19 protein-coding genes and 1 pseudogene are annotated in these 21493 nt (G+C 57.6%); 11 read left to right on the top strand and 9 right to left on the bottom strand.

The genetic code is table 11. The features are described 5' to 3' along the window. The first annotated feature begins 112 nt into the window (after nt 1-112). The 3 genes and pseudogenes from thsA to MW046_RS04180 all read left to right on the top strand — a co-directional run bounded on the left by thsA (nt 113) and on the right by MW046_RS04180 (nt 3843). Nucleotides 113-1792, top strand: a complete 1680-nt coding sequence (gene thsA, locus MW046_RS04190) for a thermosome subunit alpha (RefSeq protein ID WP_247994803.1) — start codon at nt 113-115, stop codon at nt 1790-1792. A gap of 340 nt (nt 1793-2132) precedes the next feature. Next, entirely contained in the window at nt 2133-2513 is a 381-nt protein-coding gene (tnpA, locus tag MW046_RS04185; protein ID WP_124954725.1) for an IS200/IS605 family transposase, read from the top strand. Further along, a pseudogene (locus tag MW046_RS04180) lies at nt 2510-3843 on the top strand (RNA-guided endonuclease InsQ/TnpB family protein). Before tnpA ends, MW046_RS04180 begins: the two are co-directional and overlap by 4 nt. 47 nt (nt 3844-3890) lie before the next feature. Here the strand turns inward: MW046_RS04180 and lrp are convergent. Further along, entirely contained in the window at nt 3891-4349 is a 459-nt protein-coding gene (lrp, locus tag MW046_RS04175) for an HTH-type transcriptional regulator Lrp (protein WP_247994314.1), read from the bottom strand. 128 nt (nt 4350-4477) lie between these two features. Between lrp and glnA the strand changes: the two genes are divergently transcribed. Further along, nucleotides 4478-5848: a type I glutamate--ammonia ligase gene (gene glnA, locus MW046_RS04170; RefSeq protein ID WP_247994313.1), complete on the top strand. Its 1371-nt coding sequence runs from the start codon at nt 4478-4480 to the stop codon at nt 5846-5848. A 24-nt stretch (nt 5849-5872) separates the two neighbouring features. Here glnA and MW046_RS04165 read toward each other — a convergent pair whose 3' ends face one another. From MW046_RS04165 to MW046_RS04155, 3 genes are read right to left on the bottom strand one after another with little or no spacing between them, the layout of a single operon-like run. Beyond that, nucleotides 5873-6259: a ribonuclease BN gene (locus MW046_RS04165; protein ID WP_247994312.1), complete on the bottom strand. Its 387-nt coding sequence runs from the start codon at nt 6257-6259 to the stop codon at nt 5873-5875. 24 nt (nt 6260-6283) lie between these two features. Further along, entirely contained in the window at nt 6284-7150 is an 867-nt protein-coding gene (locus tag MW046_RS04160) for a YihY/virulence factor BrkB family protein (RefSeq protein WP_247994311.1), read from the bottom strand. A gap of 42 nt (nt 7151-7192) precedes the next feature. After that, nucleotides 7193-8296 carry a tRNA (guanine(26)-N(2))-dimethyltransferase gene (locus tag MW046_RS04155; RefSeq protein WP_247994310.1) on the bottom strand — a complete coding sequence of 368 codons (1104 nt, stop codon included), beginning with the start codon at nt 8294-8296 and terminating at the stop codon, nt 7193-7195. 104 nt (nt 8297-8400) lie between these two features. On the opposite strand from MW046_RS04155, the gene MW046_RS04150 reads away from it, so the two are divergent. After that, nucleotides 8401-8748 (top strand): hypothetical protein, encoded by a 348-nt coding sequence (locus MW046_RS04150; RefSeq protein ID WP_247994309.1) that lies wholly within the window; start codon nt 8401-8403, stop codon nt 8746-8748. Nucleotides 8749-8806: 58 nt separating this feature from the next. Here MW046_RS04150 and MW046_RS04145 read toward each other — a convergent pair whose 3' ends face one another. Then, on the bottom strand, nt 8807-9526 hold the full coding sequence (locus tag MW046_RS04145) for a DICT sensory domain-containing protein (RefSeq protein WP_247994308.1): 720 nt from the start codon (nt 9524-9526) through the stop codon (nt 8807-8809). A gap of 241 nt (nt 9527-9767) precedes the next feature. On the opposite strand from MW046_RS04145, the gene MW046_RS04140 reads away from it, so the two are divergent. The 5 genes from MW046_RS04140 (at nt 9768) to MW046_RS04120 (ending at nt 14780) form a co-directional block, all read left to right on the top strand. Next, nucleotides 9768-11675 (top strand): 2-oxoacid:acceptor oxidoreductase subunit alpha, encoded by a 1908-nt coding sequence (locus MW046_RS04140; protein WP_247994307.1) that lies wholly within the window; start codon nt 9768-9770, stop codon nt 11673-11675. A gap of 3 nt (nt 11676-11678) precedes the next feature. After that, a complete protein-coding gene (locus tag MW046_RS04135) occupies nt 11679-12611 on the top strand; it encodes a thiamine pyrophosphate-dependent enzyme (RefSeq protein ID WP_247994306.1) in 933 nt (310 codons plus the stop codon). 192 nt (nt 12612-12803) lie between these two features. Further along, nucleotides 12804-13232, top strand: coding sequence for an HTH-type transcriptional regulator LrpA1 (lrpA1, locus tag MW046_RS04130; RefSeq protein ID WP_247994305.1), 429 nt, complete (start codon nt 12804-12806; stop codon nt 13230-13232). Between the two features lie 187 nt (nt 13233-13419). After that, complete coding sequence (locus tag MW046_RS04125; RefSeq protein WP_247994304.1) at nt 13420-13896, top strand: SRPBCC family protein; 477 nt, start codon at nt 13420-13422, stop codon at nt 13894-13896. Next, nucleotides 13896-14780, top strand: coding sequence for a DMT family transporter (locus MW046_RS04120; RefSeq protein WP_247994303.1), 885 nt, complete (start codon nt 13896-13898; stop codon nt 14778-14780). Before MW046_RS04125 ends, MW046_RS04120 begins: the two co-directional genes overlap by 1 nt. 15 nt (nt 14781-14795) lie before the next feature. Here MW046_RS04120 and MW046_RS04115 read toward each other — a convergent pair whose 3' ends face one another. From MW046_RS04115 to MW046_RS04105, 3 genes are all read right to left on the bottom strand, one after another. Next, nucleotides 14796-15782, bottom strand: coding sequence for an NAD-dependent epimerase/dehydratase family protein (locus MW046_RS04115; protein WP_247994302.1), 987 nt, complete (start codon nt 15780-15782; stop codon nt 14796-14798). Between the two features lie 25 nt (nt 15783-15807). Then, nucleotides 15808-17265 carry a sugar transferase gene (locus tag MW046_RS04110; RefSeq protein ID WP_368411416.1) on the bottom strand — a complete coding sequence of 486 codons (1458 nt, stop codon included), beginning with the start codon at nt 17263-17265 and terminating at the stop codon, nt 15808-15810. A gap of 483 nt (nt 17266-17748) precedes the next feature. Continuing rightward, nucleotides 17749-18594, bottom strand: a complete 846-nt coding sequence (locus tag MW046_RS04105) for an undecaprenyl-diphosphate phosphatase (protein WP_247994300.1) — start codon at nt 18592-18594, stop codon at nt 17749-17751. Between the two features lie 315 nt (nt 18595-18909). On the opposite strand from MW046_RS04105, the gene MW046_RS04100 reads away from it, so the two are divergent. After that, nucleotides 18910-20328 (top strand): O-antigen ligase family protein, encoded by a 1419-nt coding sequence (locus tag MW046_RS04100; protein ID WP_247994299.1) that lies wholly within the window; start codon nt 18910-18912, stop codon nt 20326-20328. 12 nt (nt 20329-20340) lie between these two features. Here MW046_RS04100 and MW046_RS04095 read toward each other — a convergent pair whose 3' ends face one another. Then, entirely contained in the window at nt 20341-21453 is a 1113-nt protein-coding gene (locus MW046_RS04095) for a mechanosensitive ion channel family protein (RefSeq protein ID WP_247994298.1), read from the bottom strand. Nucleotides 21454-21493: the final 40 nt, after the last annotated feature.

The raw sequence follows: 21493 nt of genomic DNA, 5'->3' as shown, positions 1-21493 counted from the left end.
TTGTTAGTTAGTAGCATTCCTCATGATGCGGGTACGTGAAGCGGTGGCTGTGTGTGATTCGGTACTTTTATGTAGAAGCACATTCAATCATCGTCCGATTATGGCACAACAGATGGGCAACCAGCCCCTCATCGTTCTGTCCGAGGAGAGTCAACGCACCTCGGGCCGTGACGCACAGTCGATGAACGTCACTGCCGGGACGGCAGTTGCCGAGTCGGTACGCACGACACTCGGACCGAAAGGGATGGACAAGATGCTCGTCGATTCGACGGGCAACGTCGTCGTCACGAACGACGGCGTCACCATTCTCGACGAGATGGACATCGAGCATCCCGCCGCGAACATGATCGTGGAGGTCGCCCAGACACAGGAAGACGAGGTCGGCGACGGCACGACGACGGCGGTCGTGATGGCGGGCGAACTGCTCAGCAAGGCTGAGGATCTGCTCGAACAGGATATTCACGCGACGATTCTGGCCCAAGGATACCGTCAGGCTGCCTCGAAAGCCAAGGAGATCCTCGACGAGATGGCTATCGACGTCAGCGAAGAGGACACCGAGGAGCTCCAACAGATCGCTGCCACGGCGATGACCGGCAAGGGTGCCGAATCCGCCCGAGATCTACTCGCTGAGCTCGTCGTCGACGCCGTCAGCTCGGTCAGTGACGACGACGGCATCGACACGGACAACGTGAAACTCGAAAAGGTCGTTGGCGGCTCGATCGACGAATCCGAACTCGTCGAGGGCGTCATCATCGACAAAGAGCGCGTCCACGACAACATGCCGTACTTCGCGGAGGACGCCGATGTCGCACTCATCGACACCGCGATCGAGGTCCAGGAAACGGAGATCGACGCGGAAGTCAACGTCACTGATCCCGACCAGCTCCAGCAGTTCCTCGACCAGGAGGAAGCCCAGCTTCAGGAGATGGTCGATCAGCTCGCCGACGTGGGTGCCGACGTGGTGTTCTGTCAGAAGGGCATCGACGACATGGCCCAACACTACCTCGCCCAGGAGGGTATCATCGCGGTCCGTCGCGCGAAGAAGTCCGACATGAAGCGGCTCGCCCGGGCGACGGGTGGTCGGATCGTCTCCAGCATCGACGACATCACCGAGGACGACCTCGGCTTTGCTGGCTCGGTCGCAGAGAAAGACATCGGCGGCGACAACCGCATCTTCGTTGAGGACGTCGAAGAGGCCCGATCGGTTACGCTCATCCTGCGTGGTGGGACCGAGCACGTGGTCGATGAGGTTGAGCGCGCTATCGAGGACTCCCTCGGCGTCGTCCGCGTCACGCTCGATGACGGCACGGTGCTACCCGGCGGCGGTGCTCCAGAAACCGAGCTCGCCTTGCAGCTTCGTGACTACGCCGACAGCGTCGGTGGGCGCGAACAGCTCGCTGTCGAAGCGTTCGCGGACGCCATCGATGTCATCCCTCGTACGCTCGCCGAAAACGCAGGGCTGGACCCGATCGACTCGCTCGTCGATCTCCGCAGCCGCCACGACGGTGGCGAGACGAGTGCCGGTCTCGACGCCTACACCGGTGACGTCGTCGACATGGAATCCGACGGCGTCGTCGAACCGCTGCGTGTGAAGACTCAGGCTGTCGAGAGTGCGACGGAAGCGGCCGTCATGATCCTCCGCATCGACGACGTCATCGCTGCTGGCGACCTCAAGGGTGGCGGTACCGACGACGATGAGGATGAAGGACCCGGCGGTCCCGGCGGTGCCCCCGGCGGCATGGGCGGCATGGGCGGCATGGGCGGTATGGGCGGCATGGGCGGCGCGATGTGAGCGTCTCCACGATAGCCTAACCGCAATCAGTCCAATCAGTTCCTACACGCGATTTTTTGGATCTACCGCGCTGTCGTATTGAATCCGATATTGTCACGTAGCGACGCTGAGCAATGTGTCATCAGTTTCCGTGTCAGTGCCGTGTCCGTCCTTTCGCTGTCCGTCGGATCGGTCGCGTCGGACCCGTCACTAGGCGTGTTTTCATTCCGGAAAATTCGAGGCGAAAGCCTCGCCCTTCAGGACGGGGATGAAGCCGACCAACAGTATTCAACCGCCGACGATGGCAGAGACGGGGTTCCAACGCAATCTTTAAGCCGTCCGACAGTGATAGTATGCATAGATGGTAAAGAGCACCCGTCACGCGAAATACGAACTCTACTACCACATAGTGTTCGTGCCGAAATATCGGCACTCGCACCTGACGGGGAAGACGAAGGAACGTCTCGAAGCCATCTTCGCGGAAATCTGTGCGGACAAAGATCTCGAACTGGCCGAGTCAGAGGTCATGCCCAACCACGTACACTTGTTCATCGGAAGTCCGCCCAAGAACGCCCCGTCACTCATCGTCAACTGGGTGAAGGGCATCTCGGCGCGGAAGTACAACCAACGCTACGACGACCGCGTGAAGTGGACTCGTTCGTACTACGTCGGTACGGCGGGAAGCACCTCGAAGGGCGCTGTCGAACAGTACATCGCTGAACAGGAGGGTGAAGACGAATGAAGCGCGCCAACACCTTCGAGGTAGTTCCACAGACAGAGAACGACAAAGAGTGCCTCCTACGGCTACTCGACGCATCCGCCTCCCTGTGGAACGAACTGACCTACGAACGCCGTCAGAACTACTTCGGTGACGGCGACGTGTGGGACACCTCCGAGTACCGAGGACGCTACAACGGTATCGTCGGTAGCGCGACTGTTCAACAGGTCACGCGCAAGAACAGCGAAGCGTGGCGGTCGTTCTTTGCCCTCAAAGAGAAAGGCGAGTACGCCAACCCGCCGTCGTACTGGGGAAACGAGGAGGACGGACGCGAACTCCGTACCTACATTCGATGCAACCAGTACACGATTGAGTGGGGGAAGCGTAGCCGTCTCGAAATCCCTGTCGGGCAAGAACTGAAAGACGAATACGGACTCGGCTACCACGAACGACTCCGCCTCGAAGTCCGAGGCAACCCGAAATGGGATGGCAAACAGGGTCGTCTGGAACTTGAGTACGACGAGGTGAGCGACACGTTCAGGGCTTTTCAACCAGTCACTGTCCCTGATTCTCGACTGGATTCACCACTGGCTTCTCACGAAGCCGCCCTCGACGTTGGCGCGAACAATCTCGTCGCCTGTTCCACGACTACTGGGAACCAGTACCTCTACGACGGTCGGGAGTTGTTCGGACGGTTCCGTGAGACGACGCGAGAAATCGCCCGCCTACTGTCGAAACTCCGAGAGGGACGCTACAGTTCCAAGCGGATTCGACGGCTGTATCGACAGCGGACGACACGCCGTGACCATGCACAGAACGCGCTGGTGCGCAACCTCGTTGAACGGCTGTACGAGGAGGGAGTTGCGACGGTGTACGTGGGCGACTTGACCGACGTGCTGGAAACGCACTGGTCGGTCAGGGTGAACGAGAAGACGCACAACTTCTGGGCGTTCAAGAAGTTCATCCACCGCCTCGCATGCGTCTGTGAGGAGTACGGCATCTCCCTCGAAGCCGAGTCGGAAGCGTGGACGAGTCAGACGTGTCCCGAGTGTGGCGACCACGAGAGGACGGTTCGCCACGGGAATACGCTGACGTGTTCGTGCGGGTTCGAGGGGCACGCCGACCTCACAGCGTTCACAAGACGTGAAGCGTCTTGTTAGCCCACGAGAACTGCAGAGCAGTTCTCGGGACGTCAGAGACGTTCCTTCGGGAACACAGCGATACGGAAGTCAGGCCGATGGCACGGCCCGTGCGATTCGAGTGGGACGACCACGAGTGGTCGGGGAAACCACACCCTCACGAAAGTCCCAAAGAAGTGCGCACAAACCCGCAAGTTGCCTCCGTAGGTCGGTAGCCGAACCCCTCACGGTGGAATCCTCGCGCTTTAGCGCGGGGAGGATGTCAATCCGAAACGTCCAAGGGGAACTGTTCGTGTTCACACACCGTGTTCAACACGACGCTCGTGTTAGTCTCTTTGACGTTGATGTCGTTCAGGAGTTCCTTGATCTCGTCGTTCATTCCGTCGGTGTCTTTGAATTTGGCGATGGCGATCACGTCGTGGTCACCGGTCACCTCATACACCGACACCATCTGCTTGGCATCCCGGAGCGTGGCAGCGACGTCGGTGATGGCCGTGCCTTCGACTTTGAGCTGGATGACCGCCGTCACGTCATAGCCCAACTCGCTATAATCGACCTTTGGGGTGTACCCTTTGATCACTCCCTGTTCGTCCAGATCACTCAGATGATTCGAAACGGTCGTGACCGAAACATCGAGGTCCTCTGCCAAGTTCCGAAGACTCGACCGACCGTCGTTGAGGAGCGCGTTCACCAACTTCTCGTCCAAGTTTTCATACGTCATTACATCACCACACTCGACGGAGGCACTATAATTTTACGAATATCCAGTTATCTGCTCGCAGATAGCCGGTTTGCGGGAACCAATACGGTTTTAACTATTCGGGTGGTTGGATAGGACGTCAAAGAACAATGGGAAACGAAAGTATTGCCTCTGATGGCGGCCTCAGCGTCGAGGCACAGAACGTCCTAGATTCGATCGAGGAAAACGACGTGGATTTCCTCCGGATCCAGTTTACGGATATTCTCGGAACCGTCAAGAACGTCTCTATTCCGGCGAGTCAGGCCGAGAAGGCATTCACTGAGGGTATTTACTTCGACGGCTCATCCATTGAAGGGTTCGTCCGGATACAGGAGAGCGACATGCGTCTCAAGCCGGATCCGAACACGTTCGCGTTGTTGCCGTGGCGGACCCACGAGGACGGCACCGCCAGCGCCCGGTTGATCGCGGACGTGATGGAGGCCTCAGGTGACAGCTTCGCCGGTGATCCCCGGCACGTGCTCAAACGCGCGTTGAGGAAAGCCAGCGACATGGGATACCAGCTCAATGCCGGGCCAGAGCCGGAATTTTTCCTGTTCGAGGAAGAAGACGGGCAGGCAACGACGGTTACCCACGACGCGGGTGGGTACTTCGATCTCGCACCGAAGGATCTGGCGAGCGACGTTCGTCGGGACATCATCTATGGACTGGATCAGATGGGCTTTGAGGTCGAAGCCAGCCACCACGAGGTCGCGCAAGGACAACACGAGATCAGTTTCAAATACGCCGACGCCATCACGACTGCTGACAACATCGCTACCTTCCGGGCCGTTGTGCGTGCTATCGCTGCCGAGCACGGGCTTCACGGGACGTTCATGCCCAAACCGATCGCGGGCATCAACGGAAGCGGGATGCACACCCACCTTTCGCTGTTCACGGAGGACGATGAGAACGCGTTCTATGACGGTAGCGACGAATTCGATCTCTCTACGGAAGCGAAACAGTTCCTCGCGGGGATCCTCGAACACGCGCCCGCAATCACCGCTGTGTGCAACCCCACCGTCAACTCCTACAAACGACTGGTGCCGGGGTACGAAGCTCCGGTGTACGTCGCGTGGAGCGACGTAAACCGCTCTGCGTTGATTCGCAAGCCTGCCGCGCGTACGCCCGCCGCCTCGCGGATCGAACTGCGTTCGCCCGATCCGTCGTGTAATCCGTATCTCGCGCTGGCGGTCATGTTGCAAGCCGGCCTCGATGGGATCGAGCGCGGACTCGAAGCTCCTAACCCCGTCCGGGAGAACATCTACGAGTTCGACGAAGCGACTCGCGAGGAGTACGGCATCGATACCCTTCCGCCCAATCTCGGCGCGGCCATCGACGCTCTCGAAAACGACGAAGTCATCCTCGATGCGCTCGGAAAGCACGTCGCCGAAAAGTTCATCGAGGCCAAACGCGCCGAGTTCGCCGAATACCGGGCCTCGGTTTCGGAGTGGGAGATCGATCAGTACCTCGAAATCTTCTAACCGATATCGGATCTTCCGGGCGCATTACGACCGGAACGAGCTGATGCGGTCTCGCAGCCGACCGGGGATCCCGAGGAGGTTGAGGCCTAGCCCGACCACGATCATAAACACGTACAGACCGAGCGTCGAAAGCCAGAGCACGATCATCGCGAGGATGGCCCAGCCTCCCCTGAGATAGTAGAACGCGCCGATCGTCATTGCCGTTCCATAGAGGAGTACGAGATACGGTCCCCATCCCCGGGCCTTGCCGCGACGGGCGCGTTTCCGAACGTATCGTTTGAGATCGGATTCGATCTCATCGCGGTGGAGAGTACGCTCATCGACCTGTGCCTCGAATTCGTTGAGTTTCGAACGGAGGTCCCGCACCTCCGATCTGAGATCGTCGTCCGACTCGCTTGTCTCGTCTGGCATGGTATGGTGGTGAATCGGCAGCACCTAAGTTGTCGGTTCCGTCTTTGTCCCGCCGTGATCGTCTCCATCATCCGTTTCGTCCGTCGCGGTATCGAGGCGTCCGGCGAGTGTGGCGTTTATCACCACGCCGACGAGGAGGATAAGGCCGCCGAAATAGAGAAACGTTACGAGCAAAAGACCGCCTCCGAGTACTCCGTAGGCAGCGTAGGAGGTCGCATATTCCGTATACGTTCGAAACGCAGTTTGGAGCACGGTCCAGCCGATGGCGGTGAACACAGCCCCCGGAACCACTTCCCGAACTGAAACGGTCACTCCCGGAAGGATGTAGTAGATCGGCAACAACGAGAGGATCAGTCCGCCTACTTGAATGACCGTTCCGATCGTGACGACGAGATAGTCGTCGACAACGGCCGCAACGTCCGACACTGCTAGTATCGTTCCGATGGCGACGGTCAGCATGATTCCGATCCCGACCCCAAACAGAGTAAGGAGCGCATTTCGGAACTGCTCGGTGAACCCTGGTGAAGAAACGCCGCTGTAGACGGTTGAAAACGCGATGTCTATCCCCCGAAACAGCTTCAATCCGCTCCACAGCAAAACGAGAAGGCCAACGACCGTTGCGCCGCTACTCCCCGATCGACGTTCGAGCGCGTCACGGACGATCGAGCCTGCTTCACCGCCAATAGCGGTGGTCACGGGTTCGGAAACGGTGTTCGAGAACGTTGCTCCGCCGAGCGTCGTCCCGATCGCGATAGCGAGCAAAAGCAAGGGAATGAGCGAGACGAACGCGTAGTACGCGAGACTGGCCGCAAGAAACGTGATCTGTTTGGATCTGATCCCTTCGAGAATCGATCGGATGGTGGCTACGAGAGAGGCGACATCCCAGCTCACACGAAAACAGTTCTCGGCCCGTATTCTTTATAGCTCTGGCAGTCATCGAACAGTGGCGCGTTCGATCTGTGCGACATCCGCATCCGTTTTGAACGTCGTCCCACCGTACTGGGCGCGCGAAGCATCGAACCCAGCGCGTCTGAGCCGATCGAGAAACTCGTCCATGCCGATCGCCGAAACCCCCCACTGTTTCGAGAGCCGGTGTTGATCGTAGTGGGTCGGTGTGTCGATTTCCCCAGCGATGGTATCGAGGAGTCGTGTGGCCCGTCCGGCGGTGTCGAACGTCTCGGGCATTCGCTCGCTCACTTCGGTGACGAAGTCCGCGTCGTGCGTCGAACCGAGCCACAGCGGTCCAGCCGTGTTGATACGGTCGCTCGCACAGTTCGGACACACGGTTGGCGGATCGGCGATCAGTCCCTGAGTCGTCGTGCGATACAGACAGTCTTCACAGTGATCGACGTAGCCTAACGCCTCGATGGCGGCGTTGGCGTCCGTCGCTCGGTGGTCAAGTTCGAGATACGTCCGGACGTAGTGACGGGTGACGTGGCTCAGCACGGGCGTGACACCGATGTCATAGCGCGCACCAGTGCGCGCGAGCGCAGAGAGGAGTATCCGAAGTCCCATCTCGGCGTGAAAATCGGTGTTGCGTGGCACAGCGCTGTAGGATCGAACGCCGCTTTCGAAGTGGGCACCACACAGCGGTGCGGTGTCGGTCGCCGTGACGCATAACAGCGACCGCGCTGACCGAAATGCGCTGTCAGCGAAGGGGATCGGCGTCCCGAACGGATCGAGGTCCACGACATCGAACCGCTGTTCGTGCATGTACGCGTTAGCATCCCGGTGGACGGCAGTTCCCGACAGGTCGTTGCGCGCAAAATTGGCGCGACAGTACTCTACCGCTCGCTCATCATAGTCACAACACGTTGCATCCCATCCCGCCGCCGCTCCGCGAACGCCCCGGATGCCGCTCGCGGCCGTCGCATCGAGATACGTTCCCGCATCCGTGCGATCCTCCCAGATGCGGAGCACGGCGGCGGTGATGTCCCGATTCAACTCCTGATCGGGATTGAAAAACACGTCGTCGCCGACGCCCGATTCCGGTTGTTCGGGCACGTCGACAGTGACGACTCCTTCGGAGACTTCCATACAGGGCTCACGCGTTCGAACGCGAAAAACGACACCGATCGAACGTCACGACCGTGTGAGAGATCATCGAATCGGTTTTGGTTCCGGACGGGCAACCAGGACGTGTGATCTCCGTGGAAGAGTGGCAGGAATCTCTCGCTCAAGCGGGCGAACTCACTGCCCCTGTAGTCGATCGTATCATCACTGTCCACGGCTCGCGGGGAAAGCGGGCGATCGAAGCTGTTGCGGAGGCCCGCGTCAAAGAGTACCGCGATTTCACCGTCGTCGTCGGGCACACCGAGGAGTACGTGATCGAAGACGGCGAGTGTCCCTGTGAGGACAGCCTATACAACCTCGATCGCGGCGATCCCACACAACAGTGTTGGCACACGCTCGCCGTCGAAATCGCGCGCCGAATCGACGCCGTCGACCACCACGACATGTGGTACTCGGAAGTGCGCGAGTTCCTGTAAGCGACAGAGCCTCAACAATCTATCATTTCTATCGAAACGACGTTCGAATCCGAGGCGATCACGAGAGATCGGACGTGTGATCGGTGATCGTGTAGTTCGTGACGAGGTGGTCGACGATCCAATCGACCGTGTCAGGATCGTACGTCCAAAAGCCGTAAAATGCGTCCGGCTCACGCTCTTCGGCCAGTAACGCACACTTGTTCGAGTCCATTCCATCCCCATCGTACGCGACGAACCACGTCGTCCGAATTTCTTCGGATCGTTCTAGATGCACGGTAACGTCGTCGTGGGCTGGAAGTTCGCTGTCGGGAAACGCGTACAGATGCACCGACAGAGGCTTTTTGTCTGCGAGGCGCTCGTACGTATCGATCCGGACTCCGAGTGCCGAAACAGTTCCAAACCCGGCGTACACCGTGCCGGAACCGACGCGCCACGCCCGGTCTTCGATCTCGTGAGATGCGGCACCCATCTGTCCCACATCGTACGACGTGAACGTCGTTTCATCGAGGTGATCGAGAATCGGTCGGTACGCGCCCGACTGTGACGCTTTTTCATCGCTTCCGAACACCGTATCGATGCTCATCGCCGTGACGAACTCATCACCCTTGCTGAGAACGACGTACCGTTGTGGTCCGGACGACGTTCGTGTCCCTGCAACGTCGATGTTCCGATCAGTAAAGTGCTCTCGAAGCGCAGTGATCTCCGATTCGGGAGCGTTGAACACTGTGAGCGTCTTCCGATGTGACTCTACCCCCGCGATCAACTCTGTTAACTTCATTCTCAATACATCCCCCCTCCTCCGCTATATAGTACGGTGTCTTTCGAGACGGTGATCGATCGGAGACCGATCGTGATTTCGCCAGCACAATGATCTATTAGTATTATCGATAATCACTGTCTTTCCTTATGCTCATGATAGAACCTTATTCATCATAATCGATGTATGCTAACACATGGTAAACCCTTTAGTCTGCAGGGTTCCTTGCTGGGAATACAGGCCTGTTTGGCCGTGATTTGCAATGACAAATGATGAGCTACTCTGGCGGATCGCTGGTGGGTCTGGCGACGGGATCGACTCGACCAGCCAAAATTTCGCCAAGGCACTGATGCGATCCGGTCTGAATATATTCACACACCGGCATTACCCTTCACGAATTCGTGGTGGTCACACGTATGTGGAGGTCCGAGCAGCATCCCACGAGGTCAAATCACGCGGTGATGGGTACAACTTCCTCTTGGCGCTTGGTGACAGCTTCGCTCGCAACCCACAGGAAGACGCCTACTACGGCAACGAGGAAGTCAAGCCGCTTACCGAAAACCTCGACGACCTGCGCGAGGGGGGCGTGATCGTCTACGACGAAGGATTGCTCGACGAATCTGATGTCGCGGATCTCGATGAACAGGCCGAAGAGAACGGGTGGCACGTCTACCCCCTCAATCTCCGCGGTCTTGCGCGTGAACACGGCCGTGAAGTGATGCGCAACACCGCCGGTGTCGGCGCGACTGCCGCACTCCTTGGTATGGAACTGGATCCGGTCGAGGAGTTGATGGAAGAGCGCATGAGCGGCGAAGTGTTAGAGCAGAACCTCGAAATCCTCGAGATCGCAAAAAACGAGGTTGAAGAACGGGAATTCACCCACGACCTTCAGATCCCGGCGGTCGAGGACGGCGGCAACGACGAGCAGGTGCTCGTCTCGGGAAGCACGGCGATCGCGTATGGGGCGATCGACGAAGGCTGTCGGTTCATTTCCGGCTATCCGATGACGCCGTGGACTGACGTGTTCACGATCATGTCCCAGAACCTCCCGGAGTTCGGGGGAATCGCCGAACAGGTCGAAGACGAGATCGCCGCCGCGTCGCTTGCGATCGGAGCCTCTCATGCGGGCGTCAAAGCCATGTCCGGTTCCTCCGGCGGAGGATTCGCGCTCATGTCCGAGCCGCTCGGACTGGCGGAGATGGCCGAAACGCCGATCGTGCTCGTCGAGGCGATGCGAGCCGGGCCATCGACAGGTATGCCGACCAAACCCGAGCAGGGCGACCTCGAACACGTCCTTTACACCAGTCAGGGAGATTCGAACCGGGTCGTCTTTGCGCCGGGGAACGCACAGGAAGCCTACGAGCAGACCAGACGGGCGTTCCAGCTCGCCTACAACTACCAACTCCCCGCAATCGTGCTGTACGACCAGAAGTTGTCGGGCGAGTTGATCAACGTCGACGAGGCGTTTTTCGACCGTGAGCCGAACCCCTCGCTCGGGTCTGTGCTCACAGAAGAGGAAATCGCGGACGCGCCACACCATCACTCCGGGAAGTTCAACCGGTACCGCCACGACGTCGAAAACGGTGTCAGTCCGCGTTCGATCCCCGGACAGGAAGATGGACGATTCCTCGTAACTGGCAACGAGCACACTCCACAGGGACACATCAGCGAGGACCCGGACAACCGGATCAACCAGATGGATCGCCGGATGGAGAAGCTCGAATCGATTCGCGCAGAACTCGATGCCAACGATCAGAGCAGCCAGACGGTGTACACCCCTGACGACGAAGCAGAGCACCAGTACGGTATCATGACGTTCGGAAGCCAGCAGGGAACCGTCGAAGAAGCCACCAAACGGCTCTCCGACGACGGCCACTCCGTGAAAGCACTCGGTGTCAGTGAACTGCTTCCGTATCCGACCGAGGAGGTCAAGGCGTTCCTCGATTCGGTCGATCAGTGTATGATCGTCGAAATGAACGCCTCTGCTCAGTTCCGGGGACTTACCCAGAAAGAACTGGGCGGCTATGGCGAGATGATGACGAGCCTGTTGAAGTACAACGGCAACCCCTTCGAACCGGAGGAGATCGTCGAGGGGTTCGAATCGAGCATCAGCGGGGATGGGGACGCCCCCGGTCACTCGACCACGTTCGTCCCCGCAGCAAGTGATTAACCAATGAGTGCATTCAGTGCCATCGAGACGAAACGGGATGTCGACCAAAACGAGTTCACCCCGGATATCGAGCCTCAGGCGACGTGGTGTCCCGGTTGTGGCGACTTCGGCGTTTTGAAGGCGTTGAAGGGCGCTATGACCGAAGTCGGAAAGAATCCGGATGAGGTGTTGCTCGTGACGGGGATCGGCTGTTCGGGGAAACTCTCTTCGTATTTCGACAGCTACGGCTATCACTCCATCCACGGCCGATCGCTCCCGATCGCGCGGGCGTCGAAACTCGCCAATCCGAACCTCGAAGTCGTCGCTGCTGGCGGTGACGGTGACGGATACGGGATCGGCGGAAACCACTTCATGCACACCGCCCGTGAGAACCACGACATGGTGTACATCGTGTTCAACAACGAGATCTTCGGGCTGACCAAAGGCCAGACCTCACCGACGAGTCCCAAGGGCCACAAATCCAAAACACAGCCCCACGGCAGTGCGAAAGATCCGGTTCGGCCGCTGTCGATGTCTCTCTCCGCAGGCGCATCGTACATCGCCCGGACGGCTGCCGTCAATCCTAACCAAGCCAAAGAGATCCTCGTCGAGGCCATCGAACACGACGGCTTCGCCCATATCGATTTCCTCACGCAGTGCCCGACGTGGAACAAGGACGCAAAACAGTACGTGCCATACACCGACGTTCAGGACGACGAGGACTTTTCGTTCGAGGTGACCGATCGACAGGAAGCCGGCGAGATGATGTACGAAGCCGAGTCTCGCCTCTCCCAAGGCGAGGTGCTCACGGGTCGATTCTACCGGGAGGATCGTCCCTCCTACGGTCAAGAGAAACGACACACCGGAGAGATGCCCGAGCAACCCCTCGCCGAACGCTACTTCGATGATAGCTACGAGTGGGAACGATCGGCCGACCTCATGCATCGACATCGGTGAGCGACGTCGATCGAACACAGTAGTTTGGATTCGTGACTGCGGCGAGGTAAGATCGATTTTTGAATTCGGTTTGTTCTGCGTTTAGATAGCCTCAGAGATAGCAGTAGCGACGGGAAACGCCGACAGGACCGGACGTATTCCACTGTTTTCTGATTCGGAAGGTATTTTTTCTCGGATGCAAAATAATGATCCATGAGTACGGACACGACCGAGAATCGGATCCTTTCGGCCTTGGAGGACGATGCCCAGGCCTCGTATGCCGAGATCGCAGAACGGGCCGGCGTTTCGAAACCGACAGTACGTAAATATATAGATAAGTTGGAAACTGAGGGGATCATCGTCGGCTACTCTGCTGATGTCGATCCAAAGAAACTCTCCGGTCGGTCGATCGCGCTAGTCGGAATCGATGTCGAGAGCGAGCAGTACGTCGAGGTCACCCGTCAGCTCGAAGAACACGGCGCGATCGAGGCGTTGTACACCTCTTCGGGTGATCACATGTTGATGGCCGAGATCCATGCTGTGGACGGGCACGCAGTCGGTGACATCATCAGCGATCAGATCGAGTCCATCGAGGGCATCACGGCAGCCCATCCCTCGTTTCTTCAAGAGCGGCTGAAGTGATGTGTGACTGGGGATCTGCACCGATCCGCTGTCACTAGCGGACGAACCTAGTCTTCCTCGGGTCGGTCCGTTCTATCCCACTGAGGGGTGCTTAGTGGTTCATCGATCCTGCCACAGGAACCAGACGTTACACCGAACAGAGCCATCCGCCGACACGGGTACGGTTCTTCGGACGATACTATCGTCTATGCCGGTGTTCACTCGTCATACCCGTGTTCGAGCATCGCTCGACTCCGTGTGGGAGTTCCATTCGTCCGTCGATGGACTCGTGGCACTCACACCGGAAGTTGCGAACCTTCGTATCGAGCGCGTCGTCGACGGCGACGGGCGGCCAGCGGATCGGGACCACCTCGTCCCCGGAACGCGCGTCGGCGTGTCCGTCAGACCGTTCGGTGTGGGCCCACGACGTGAGTGGATCTCCGTCATCGTCGAACGAACGGAAGAGCCGGGGACGAGGGTGTTCGTCGACGAGATGCGAGATGGGCCGTTCCCCGACTGGCGACATACACATGCGTTCTACGCCGACGGAGCGGAGACGCTGATCCGAGATCGGGTCGAGTACGAACTCCCCGCGACGTTCGGTCCACTGGATCGGTTCAGTGCGCTCGGATTCGAACCGGTGTTTCGCTACCGACATCGGCGGACGAAAGAGGCTCTGGAGTGATGGCACGGGACGCCCCACCGGTTTCCCCAGCGCTCGGACTCGCGGTCGCTGTGGGGGCGGTGAGTACGAGCGCAATTCTCGTTCGCTGGAGTCAGGCACCGAGCCTCATCAAGGCGTTTTATCGCGTCCTATTCACTACGATGCTGCTCGTTCCGCTTGCTCTCTCGGGCCACCGGACGGCGTTCAGTCGTCTTACCGGCCGCGATGTACTCGGTGCGGGACTCGCTGGACTCGCGCTCGCGTTGCATTTCGCTGCGTGGTTCGAGAGTCTTGAATGGACGAGCGTGGCAGCGAGCGTCACGCTCGTTCAGTCCCAACCTCTGTTCGTCGCTCTCGGAGCCGCTCTGTTGCTCGAAGAACGGATCTCTGTACGAACCACAGTCGGAATCCTGATCGCGCTTGCGGGGATGATCATGATGTCGGTCGGTGATGGGGGCATTGGCGGACCCACGACTGCGTCCGTTTACGGGAACGTACTCGCCGTTGTGGGCGCAGTGATGGCTGCTGGATACGTGTTAGCCGGTCGAGCACTCAGACACGGGGAACGTATCGCGTTGCTTCCCTACGTGACGATCGTCTACGCCGTCTGTGCGCTCGTTTTGCTCGTACTGCTTCGCATCGAACAGCTACCGCTCGTTTCCTACCCGCCACGGGAGTGGCTCCTCTTTCTGGGCATGGCTATCGGGCCCGGAATCTTCGGCCATACGGTCATCAACTGGGCGCTCGCACACGTCGAATCGAGCGTCGTCAGCGTTTCTCTTCTCGGCGAGCCGGTGGGAAGCACGGTGCTCGCGCTCGTACTGCTCAGAGAATTCCCCGGCGTCGCTACCGTCGTTGGTGGGACGATCGTACTCGGAGGAATCGCGGTTACATCTCACCAGTGAGATCCGTACTCGCGATCACGCTAGCTGTTCGAACATCTCGCGGATCGACGGTGCGAGCTCTTGCTGGGGCTTCCACTCCAATATGTCGTGTGCTTTTGATGTATCGACGTCGAACTCCGAAACGAGCGTTTCGTTCCGGGGGTTTTCGATTCGCTTGAGGCCGACATCGATTCCCCGATCGACGGCGATTTCCTGAATCAGACCGGCAATATCAAGCACGCTGGGAGCGTTTTGCCCCGCAATTTCGTACTTCTTGACACCGGTTTCGTTCTCACGACGTTCGTTCAAAACCGATTCGACGCTCCGAACGTACGCCCTGGCGGTGTCCACGACGTGAACGTAATTGCGCGCTTGTGTCCCGGGCTCGTACACGGTCAGGTCCTCGCCCGCTAACGCCTTCTCGACGAAGCGTTGGATAACCGTGTCCTTGGTGACTATCTGCCCACCGGAGCGATGAACGCCGTACAGATTGGATTTGAGAACGAGGTGGGCGGGAAACCTATCGGAAGCCATCGATTCGATGATCCGTTCTCCGATGACCTTCGTTCTGCCGTACCAGTTCATCGGCTGACGAGGATGGTCGATCGTGATCGGAAACGTTTGCGGATCGCCGACGATCGCCATACTTAACGGGAATATCAGCCCGGCTCCCGTCTGTCGACACCAGTTCGTGATGTTAGCGGTCCCAATGACATTAGTCTCGTAGGTCAGATCGGGGTTCTCAGCACAGTCGTCCACACCGCTTATCGCTGCGAGATGCACGACGGCGTCCGCGTCTGAGAGGACGGATTCGAGTCGAGCTCGGTCCCGAATATCCACGTGGTCGACGGCGACCCCTTCCACAGAGCGAACCGTTCCAAGGTAGTAGTTGTCGAGTCCCTTGATAGTCCAGTCCGGATGTTCAGCCTGCAGTTCACGAACGACACAGCTGCCTGTGTATCCGGCTGCGCCAGTAACGACTACTGTTGTCGTTGCTTCCTTGTCATCACCATTATCGTCCATAATATATCAGTATGGGAATAGCACGCTACTTTAGATGATCGGTTGCTTCTTTAGCAACTTTATACACTTGTTTTATGATGATGCGAACATCGAGTAGAACGGATTGGTTTCTGATATATTTGACGTCGTATCGGAGCTTCCGATCCGGTTCGTGCCCAGTGACGTCGTTTATCTGTGCTGGTCCAGTCAACCCGGGTTTGACGAACCATCGCTGTTTCCACTCCGTCACATCGGCGGTGATTTCCCGATCGATTTCCGGGCGTTCAGGGCGCGGACCGACAACGCTCATGTGGCCGGTGAATATGGACCAGAGCTGTGGGATTTCGTCCAAATGCGTCTGACGGAGAATGCGTCCAACGCGAGTAACACGAGGATCGACTTCACCGGCGTCTTCCTCGCTGATAACCGCACCCGTCGCTTGTTCGGCGTTCTCGACCATGCTTCGGAATTTATAAATCGTGAACGTGCCTCCGAACGTTGCGGTTCGTTCCTGTGCGTAAATCACTGACCCAGGACTGTCGAGCTTGATGGCGATGGCAATACCGAGTACGAGTGGTGAGGCCACCAGCAACCCGACAGCGGCGAACAGAGCGTCAAACGCTCGTTTTACCATTCGGTCTTGCCAATCCCACGGTTCGAGATTGATATCCCGTAGCATATCGGATTTGGTATCACACGTTAATACGTCGTTCCCGAGGTCTCGGTGGACCTTCGCGGTGACGCCGTGTTGATAGCACGTTCGAAGCACTCCGAAAAACTCCTCTCGATCGGCCTGGGAGAACGCAAGAACTACTGTATCCGGATCGTTCTCTACGATGATCTCGTTGAGTCGTGAGATGCCACCGAGATATTCCAATCCTTCGACATCAGCGTGAGAGGCGATAACTGCACCCCCATCGGTGAACGGGGCCATTGCTGTGGAGCTGTGGTTCCGGTCACTGCTCTCCGATGGTGAAGAGATAGGCTGATTCAACGATACGTAGCCGATAAACGGGATATCTGCCTTCTCATGAAGAGTAGTGATGGTTTCTACGTCGTTACCGATGATGATGACGCTTTCCGTTGCATTCCGTTTTTGATTCCGGATGAGTACATGCCACGCCGGAAGAAGGACGAGCAGTCCGAGCGTCGTTAACACCAGCATCATCCGAGGTAGACGGTAGGTGTAATCGAAATATCCGATGGTAGCGAGCGCGAGTGCCGCGAGCAAGATCCGACGCTGCGTTTCGGAAATGACGTCGATGATACGACGGGGACGAGGCTTGTACAGCGGAATTAACGACAATAGAACCGCAAGAACTGTTGTTACTGTGATGATCGTGAGTCCACCGTGTGTGTGTACTGGTTTCGGGAGGTGAGAAACGACCGGGAGTGACATCGCTAAGTCCTCCACCGTTGGGTGACTCGTAACAGGGACCACTATCGCGGTGATCGATGCCGTACCGATCACGCTCGCTAACCGGTATCGCCAGCCGGACGTCACACCACTACGTTGGCTCGACATGTTGTTATCTGTTTCTTACGTCCGATTGATATTCACTTCGATGAGATTAGCTAACCGTGCCGTTGTCAATCCCGGGTCGTCTACTATAATAGCTCTTGTGTGCATATCCGATACTCCGTGTCTCTCTGCTGGTCTCGTAGACCACTCATTGAGACGTAGTATTAAATGGCTGGGATTTCGATCCGTTCAATTTCCGTATTATCTTTTCAAGACGAAAATTATGTCCAATTAGAACAGGCACGCGGATGTATACGCCGTTACAACGGCCCGAAAAGCAGCATTTCAACATGAGTCCGTAACCGACGTCGAATCAAGATCTTGTCGTATAACTCTGATACACATCGGTGTAACACGTATTAATTATTGTAATAGAATTCATCAACATGGATTATTATGTTAGAGTAGTTGATCCTTACGAGCCGATCATAGAATCCAAGTGATCTTTACTCACGGACGTCGTTTTCATCCCATAGCACTGACGTCGTTCACGGTGAATAAGAGCATGCCCCCAAGCACGGCAACTCCACCGAGACCCAGACAGATCTTCCAAAAGGAGATGCGTTCGACGATCCGCATCAGCGCGTCGATAGTGAGGTAACCGACGATGGCACTCACAGCGATAGCGATCAGTGCCGAGAACGGCGACACCGATCCGATCCCGTCTTCGAGCGCCGCGAGTAGCCCGCCGCCGATCGCCGCGGGGATACTCAACAGAAACGAAAGTCGAAACGCCGACGGTCCATCGTGGCTCCGAAACAGGAGCGCACTTGCTGTCACACCGGAGCGAGAGATCCCTGGCAACACAGCAAACCCTTGAAGGGCTCCGACCACCACTGCATCGATCAGATCCGGTTGTTTGCGCGACCCGAGCGAAAGATCACCCGATAGCCGCTGGATCACGCCCGTCAGGATCAACGACACACCAATCAGAATGATGAATATCCCGCCGTGCAGCTCACCGATGATGTCTCCGAAAAGCGCGTACGCCGGTAAGCCAACGATCCCAGTCGAGAACGTTGCGATGAGGAGATACGATAACTCAGCCGTCGAATCGTCGAATGCCGTCGACGGACGCCACTCCGTCATCGACCGTATCACTGCCGCTAGTTCGTCGCGGTAGTACGCTACCGCCGAAATAGCCGTTCCGGTGTGAAGAAACAGCGCGAATGAGACTGCACCTGCGTTCCCGAATCCCCCAAGCACAGCCAAGGCGATCGTGATGTTACCCTCGCTCGAAATCGGTAACCACTCGAATATTCCTTGTAAAAAGCCGACGATCACAGCAATCAGTGCCGTCTCACCGTCCATACCGAACGTACCTGGGAGAATGACAAAACAGTTTGGTCTTTCATCGGTGACCGCTCTCTCAGGAGTGCAACTGAACGACCCCGTCGATCGAACTACCTCGTGTACAACACCGCGGTCTACTGTCTTTTTTATTATATATGGTCGGAAGATGCATAATTAGATTTTTACCTCATTGCCCCAAGGGAGTAGCTGATGAGTAGACTAGTCCGATACCTGTCGACCGGTTTTTTCGTATTGATTGTTGCCTGTTTAATATTAACCGACGCCAGTAATCCACTAGTCACGAAATATCATCTTCTCGCACTCGGTTTATTGATGGGGGGGGTCGGATTTACCGTCTACGGAGCCGAGGTGTACGGCGTCGATGGTCGATTCGGGATTTTATTGTTTACATACATTTTGTGCATGCTAGTTCTCATCGGGGTGGTGTTTCGGCGGATGGGACCGGGATTTCCCCAGCCGGGCCGAGCAGCGAAATTGACGCTCATCGCGTCGCTGTTTTTCTTTTTCCTCTTTATGTGTCCACGACAACGACGATACTTACAGCGGACAGGGATCTTTTTACTGGCGTTCGTCGTGCTGTTTTCGGTCCATCTGTTCTACGTCATGCCGATCGTCGATCCGTCCACATCCGGTACCGCGGCGTTTTTCATCATCGCCGGATTCATGACCGGACTGAACCTCTTCGTCATTCCTCGGTACGTGCCTCGTGATGCGTTTTTGTGGGTTGTGAGTCTCTTTTCAGCCGTTCTCATGTTGCTTGGCCTCCTCTCCTACAGCGGGTCGTTCACGTTTTTCGGACTTCCTGTTGCCCCGTGGCACAACACGTTCACGCCGGTGTTTGCGGACAGTGAGGTGTATATACTCACGTCGGTGTTCGACAATCCGAACACGCTCGGAGTGGTCGGGTTTGCTGGGACTATCGCTTCCGTGTTGCTCGCTACCCGTGCGCTTCCTCGACGCGAGCGGAACAACCAGAATCAGCCGGTGCACGCTGACGGCGGTTCGACAACCGTCTCTACGTTTCCGTTTATGATGTCTCTCGGACTGTCGTTCGTCGCCGGGACGTTGGGCGTGATCAATGCGTTCGGGACGTATCTCACCAACAGCCGAGCGAGTTATCTCGCGATCGGCACGGCACTCGTTCTGTACTGCGCTTATCTGGTGCTCGGTCGGCGTGCGCTTCCGTTTGCCGTGGTCGGTCTCATCGGCTCCGTGGTCCTGTTTTTGTTCCTCCTTCCGACGCTCGGTATCAGTTCTTCGGGACGGTTCGCGCTCTGGGCCGGGTCGATCGAGGCCACGTTCGATGGGCCGTTCCTGTTCGGGCATGGGCTGGTTGCCGTAGACGACACCATCGAACCGTACGTTGCAGGACCTGCGAGCGGTCACAGTCCACACAACTCCTATCTCTCGATTTTGATCCGAATCGGTGTTGTCGGACTGGGTGCGTATCTCCTCATCGTCGTTGGAAGTCTGTTTAGAGGCGTGTTTCAAGCGTCTCGGGTCGATGTGCCGGCGCTCGTGCTCGCGTTCGGTTTCGCTGCCCACCAGATCTTCGAGGCGTACACGATCTTCCACCACACGATTCCCGCAGTTCTCGCATCGCTTTCGGCCGGTTATCTCATCATGAACGGAGCGTGGGTTGACGTGGCCGAAGCCGACGAACGTGAAAGACGACGACACACCGGTTCCACCGGATCCAGCACGTGGAGTCGGCCCGAGTGGGAGCGATAGCACGACCGGCACTCAATCGTTGGTGTTGGGTCTCGGTCGCCGGTTGGAGTGGTTGTCGGTTGATCGATGATGTCTTCGCTCTTCTCGCGTCACATCGATGTCGAGCACCCCACTCGTTTCGTCGAAGACGACGTGTGAGTGGGGATAGGCCAGTTCTACGTCGCTCCCGTCGAGTCGATTCAAGACTGCCTCCAACACGCGGGAACGAATCCGGTGCTGTTTGGGTGGTTCGGTGATCCAGTAGCGTAGCTGTAGCTCTACACTGTGTGCTCCGAATTCAGTGATGTAGCACGTGGGGGCGGCGTGATAGCGAGCGCTCGCAATCCGGATCGCTGGGCCACCGGAGATGACCCCCGAGATGTCGCTGGCCGCATCCTCGATGAGCGTTCGAGCGGTGTCGACGTCGCTCTCGTAGGTGATGCCGATATCGAGTGCCAACCGCGTGCGGGCGTCCTCTGCGGAGTAGTTGGTGACGTCCCGATCTCGCATCGAACCGTTCGGAATCACGAGGGTCGTGTTGTCGAGGGTGGTTATCTTGGTGTATCGGATCGTGATGTCCTGCACGAAGCCGAGCTGCTCCGTATCGACGAGTTCGATCATATCTCCGATCTCATACGGTTGGTCAGCGAGGATGAACAACCCGGAGCTGAAGCTCCTGACGATCGGCGCGAGCACGACACCGGCTATCGCCGAGAACACGGTGAGCGGAAAGACGACGATATCCCCACTGATACCGTACAGGTTGGTGATTGCGAACAGGACCCCGATACTGAGAATCACCGTTCGAATGGCTTTGAGTATCGTCCGTGTGACGCTCGGGCGTTCGAATCGACTGGATACGCGCGGTTCCAACAACCGGGCAATGTAGTTTGCGAGATACCACGCGATGGCAATGACGAGTGCCGTGACGAGCAACCGTGCCACGTCGGTCGGAAGCCACTGATTGAAGAGATCGAACAGTTCATCCGTGGCTTCCCTGGCTTGCTTGATGGCTTGTTCTCTGACGGATGTGTTAGTCGGGGTCGATGTGGAGGACGGATCCGACGTTGCGGTGGCAGCCGTGTCGTTGATGGGCGTGGCGTTCTCTACCTGTGGCTCTCGTTGTGTCTCCTCCCCTATCCCCATGTCCAGGGGCATTCGGGTGAACGAAAAAGCGTTGCGAACG

Source organism: Halocatena salina (assembly GCF_023115355.1).
Classification (GTDB): Archaea; Halobacteriota; Halobacteria; order Halobacteriales; family Haloarculaceae; genus Halocatena; species Halocatena salina.
This window is presented reverse-complemented; position numbering and strand designations above follow the sequence as displayed.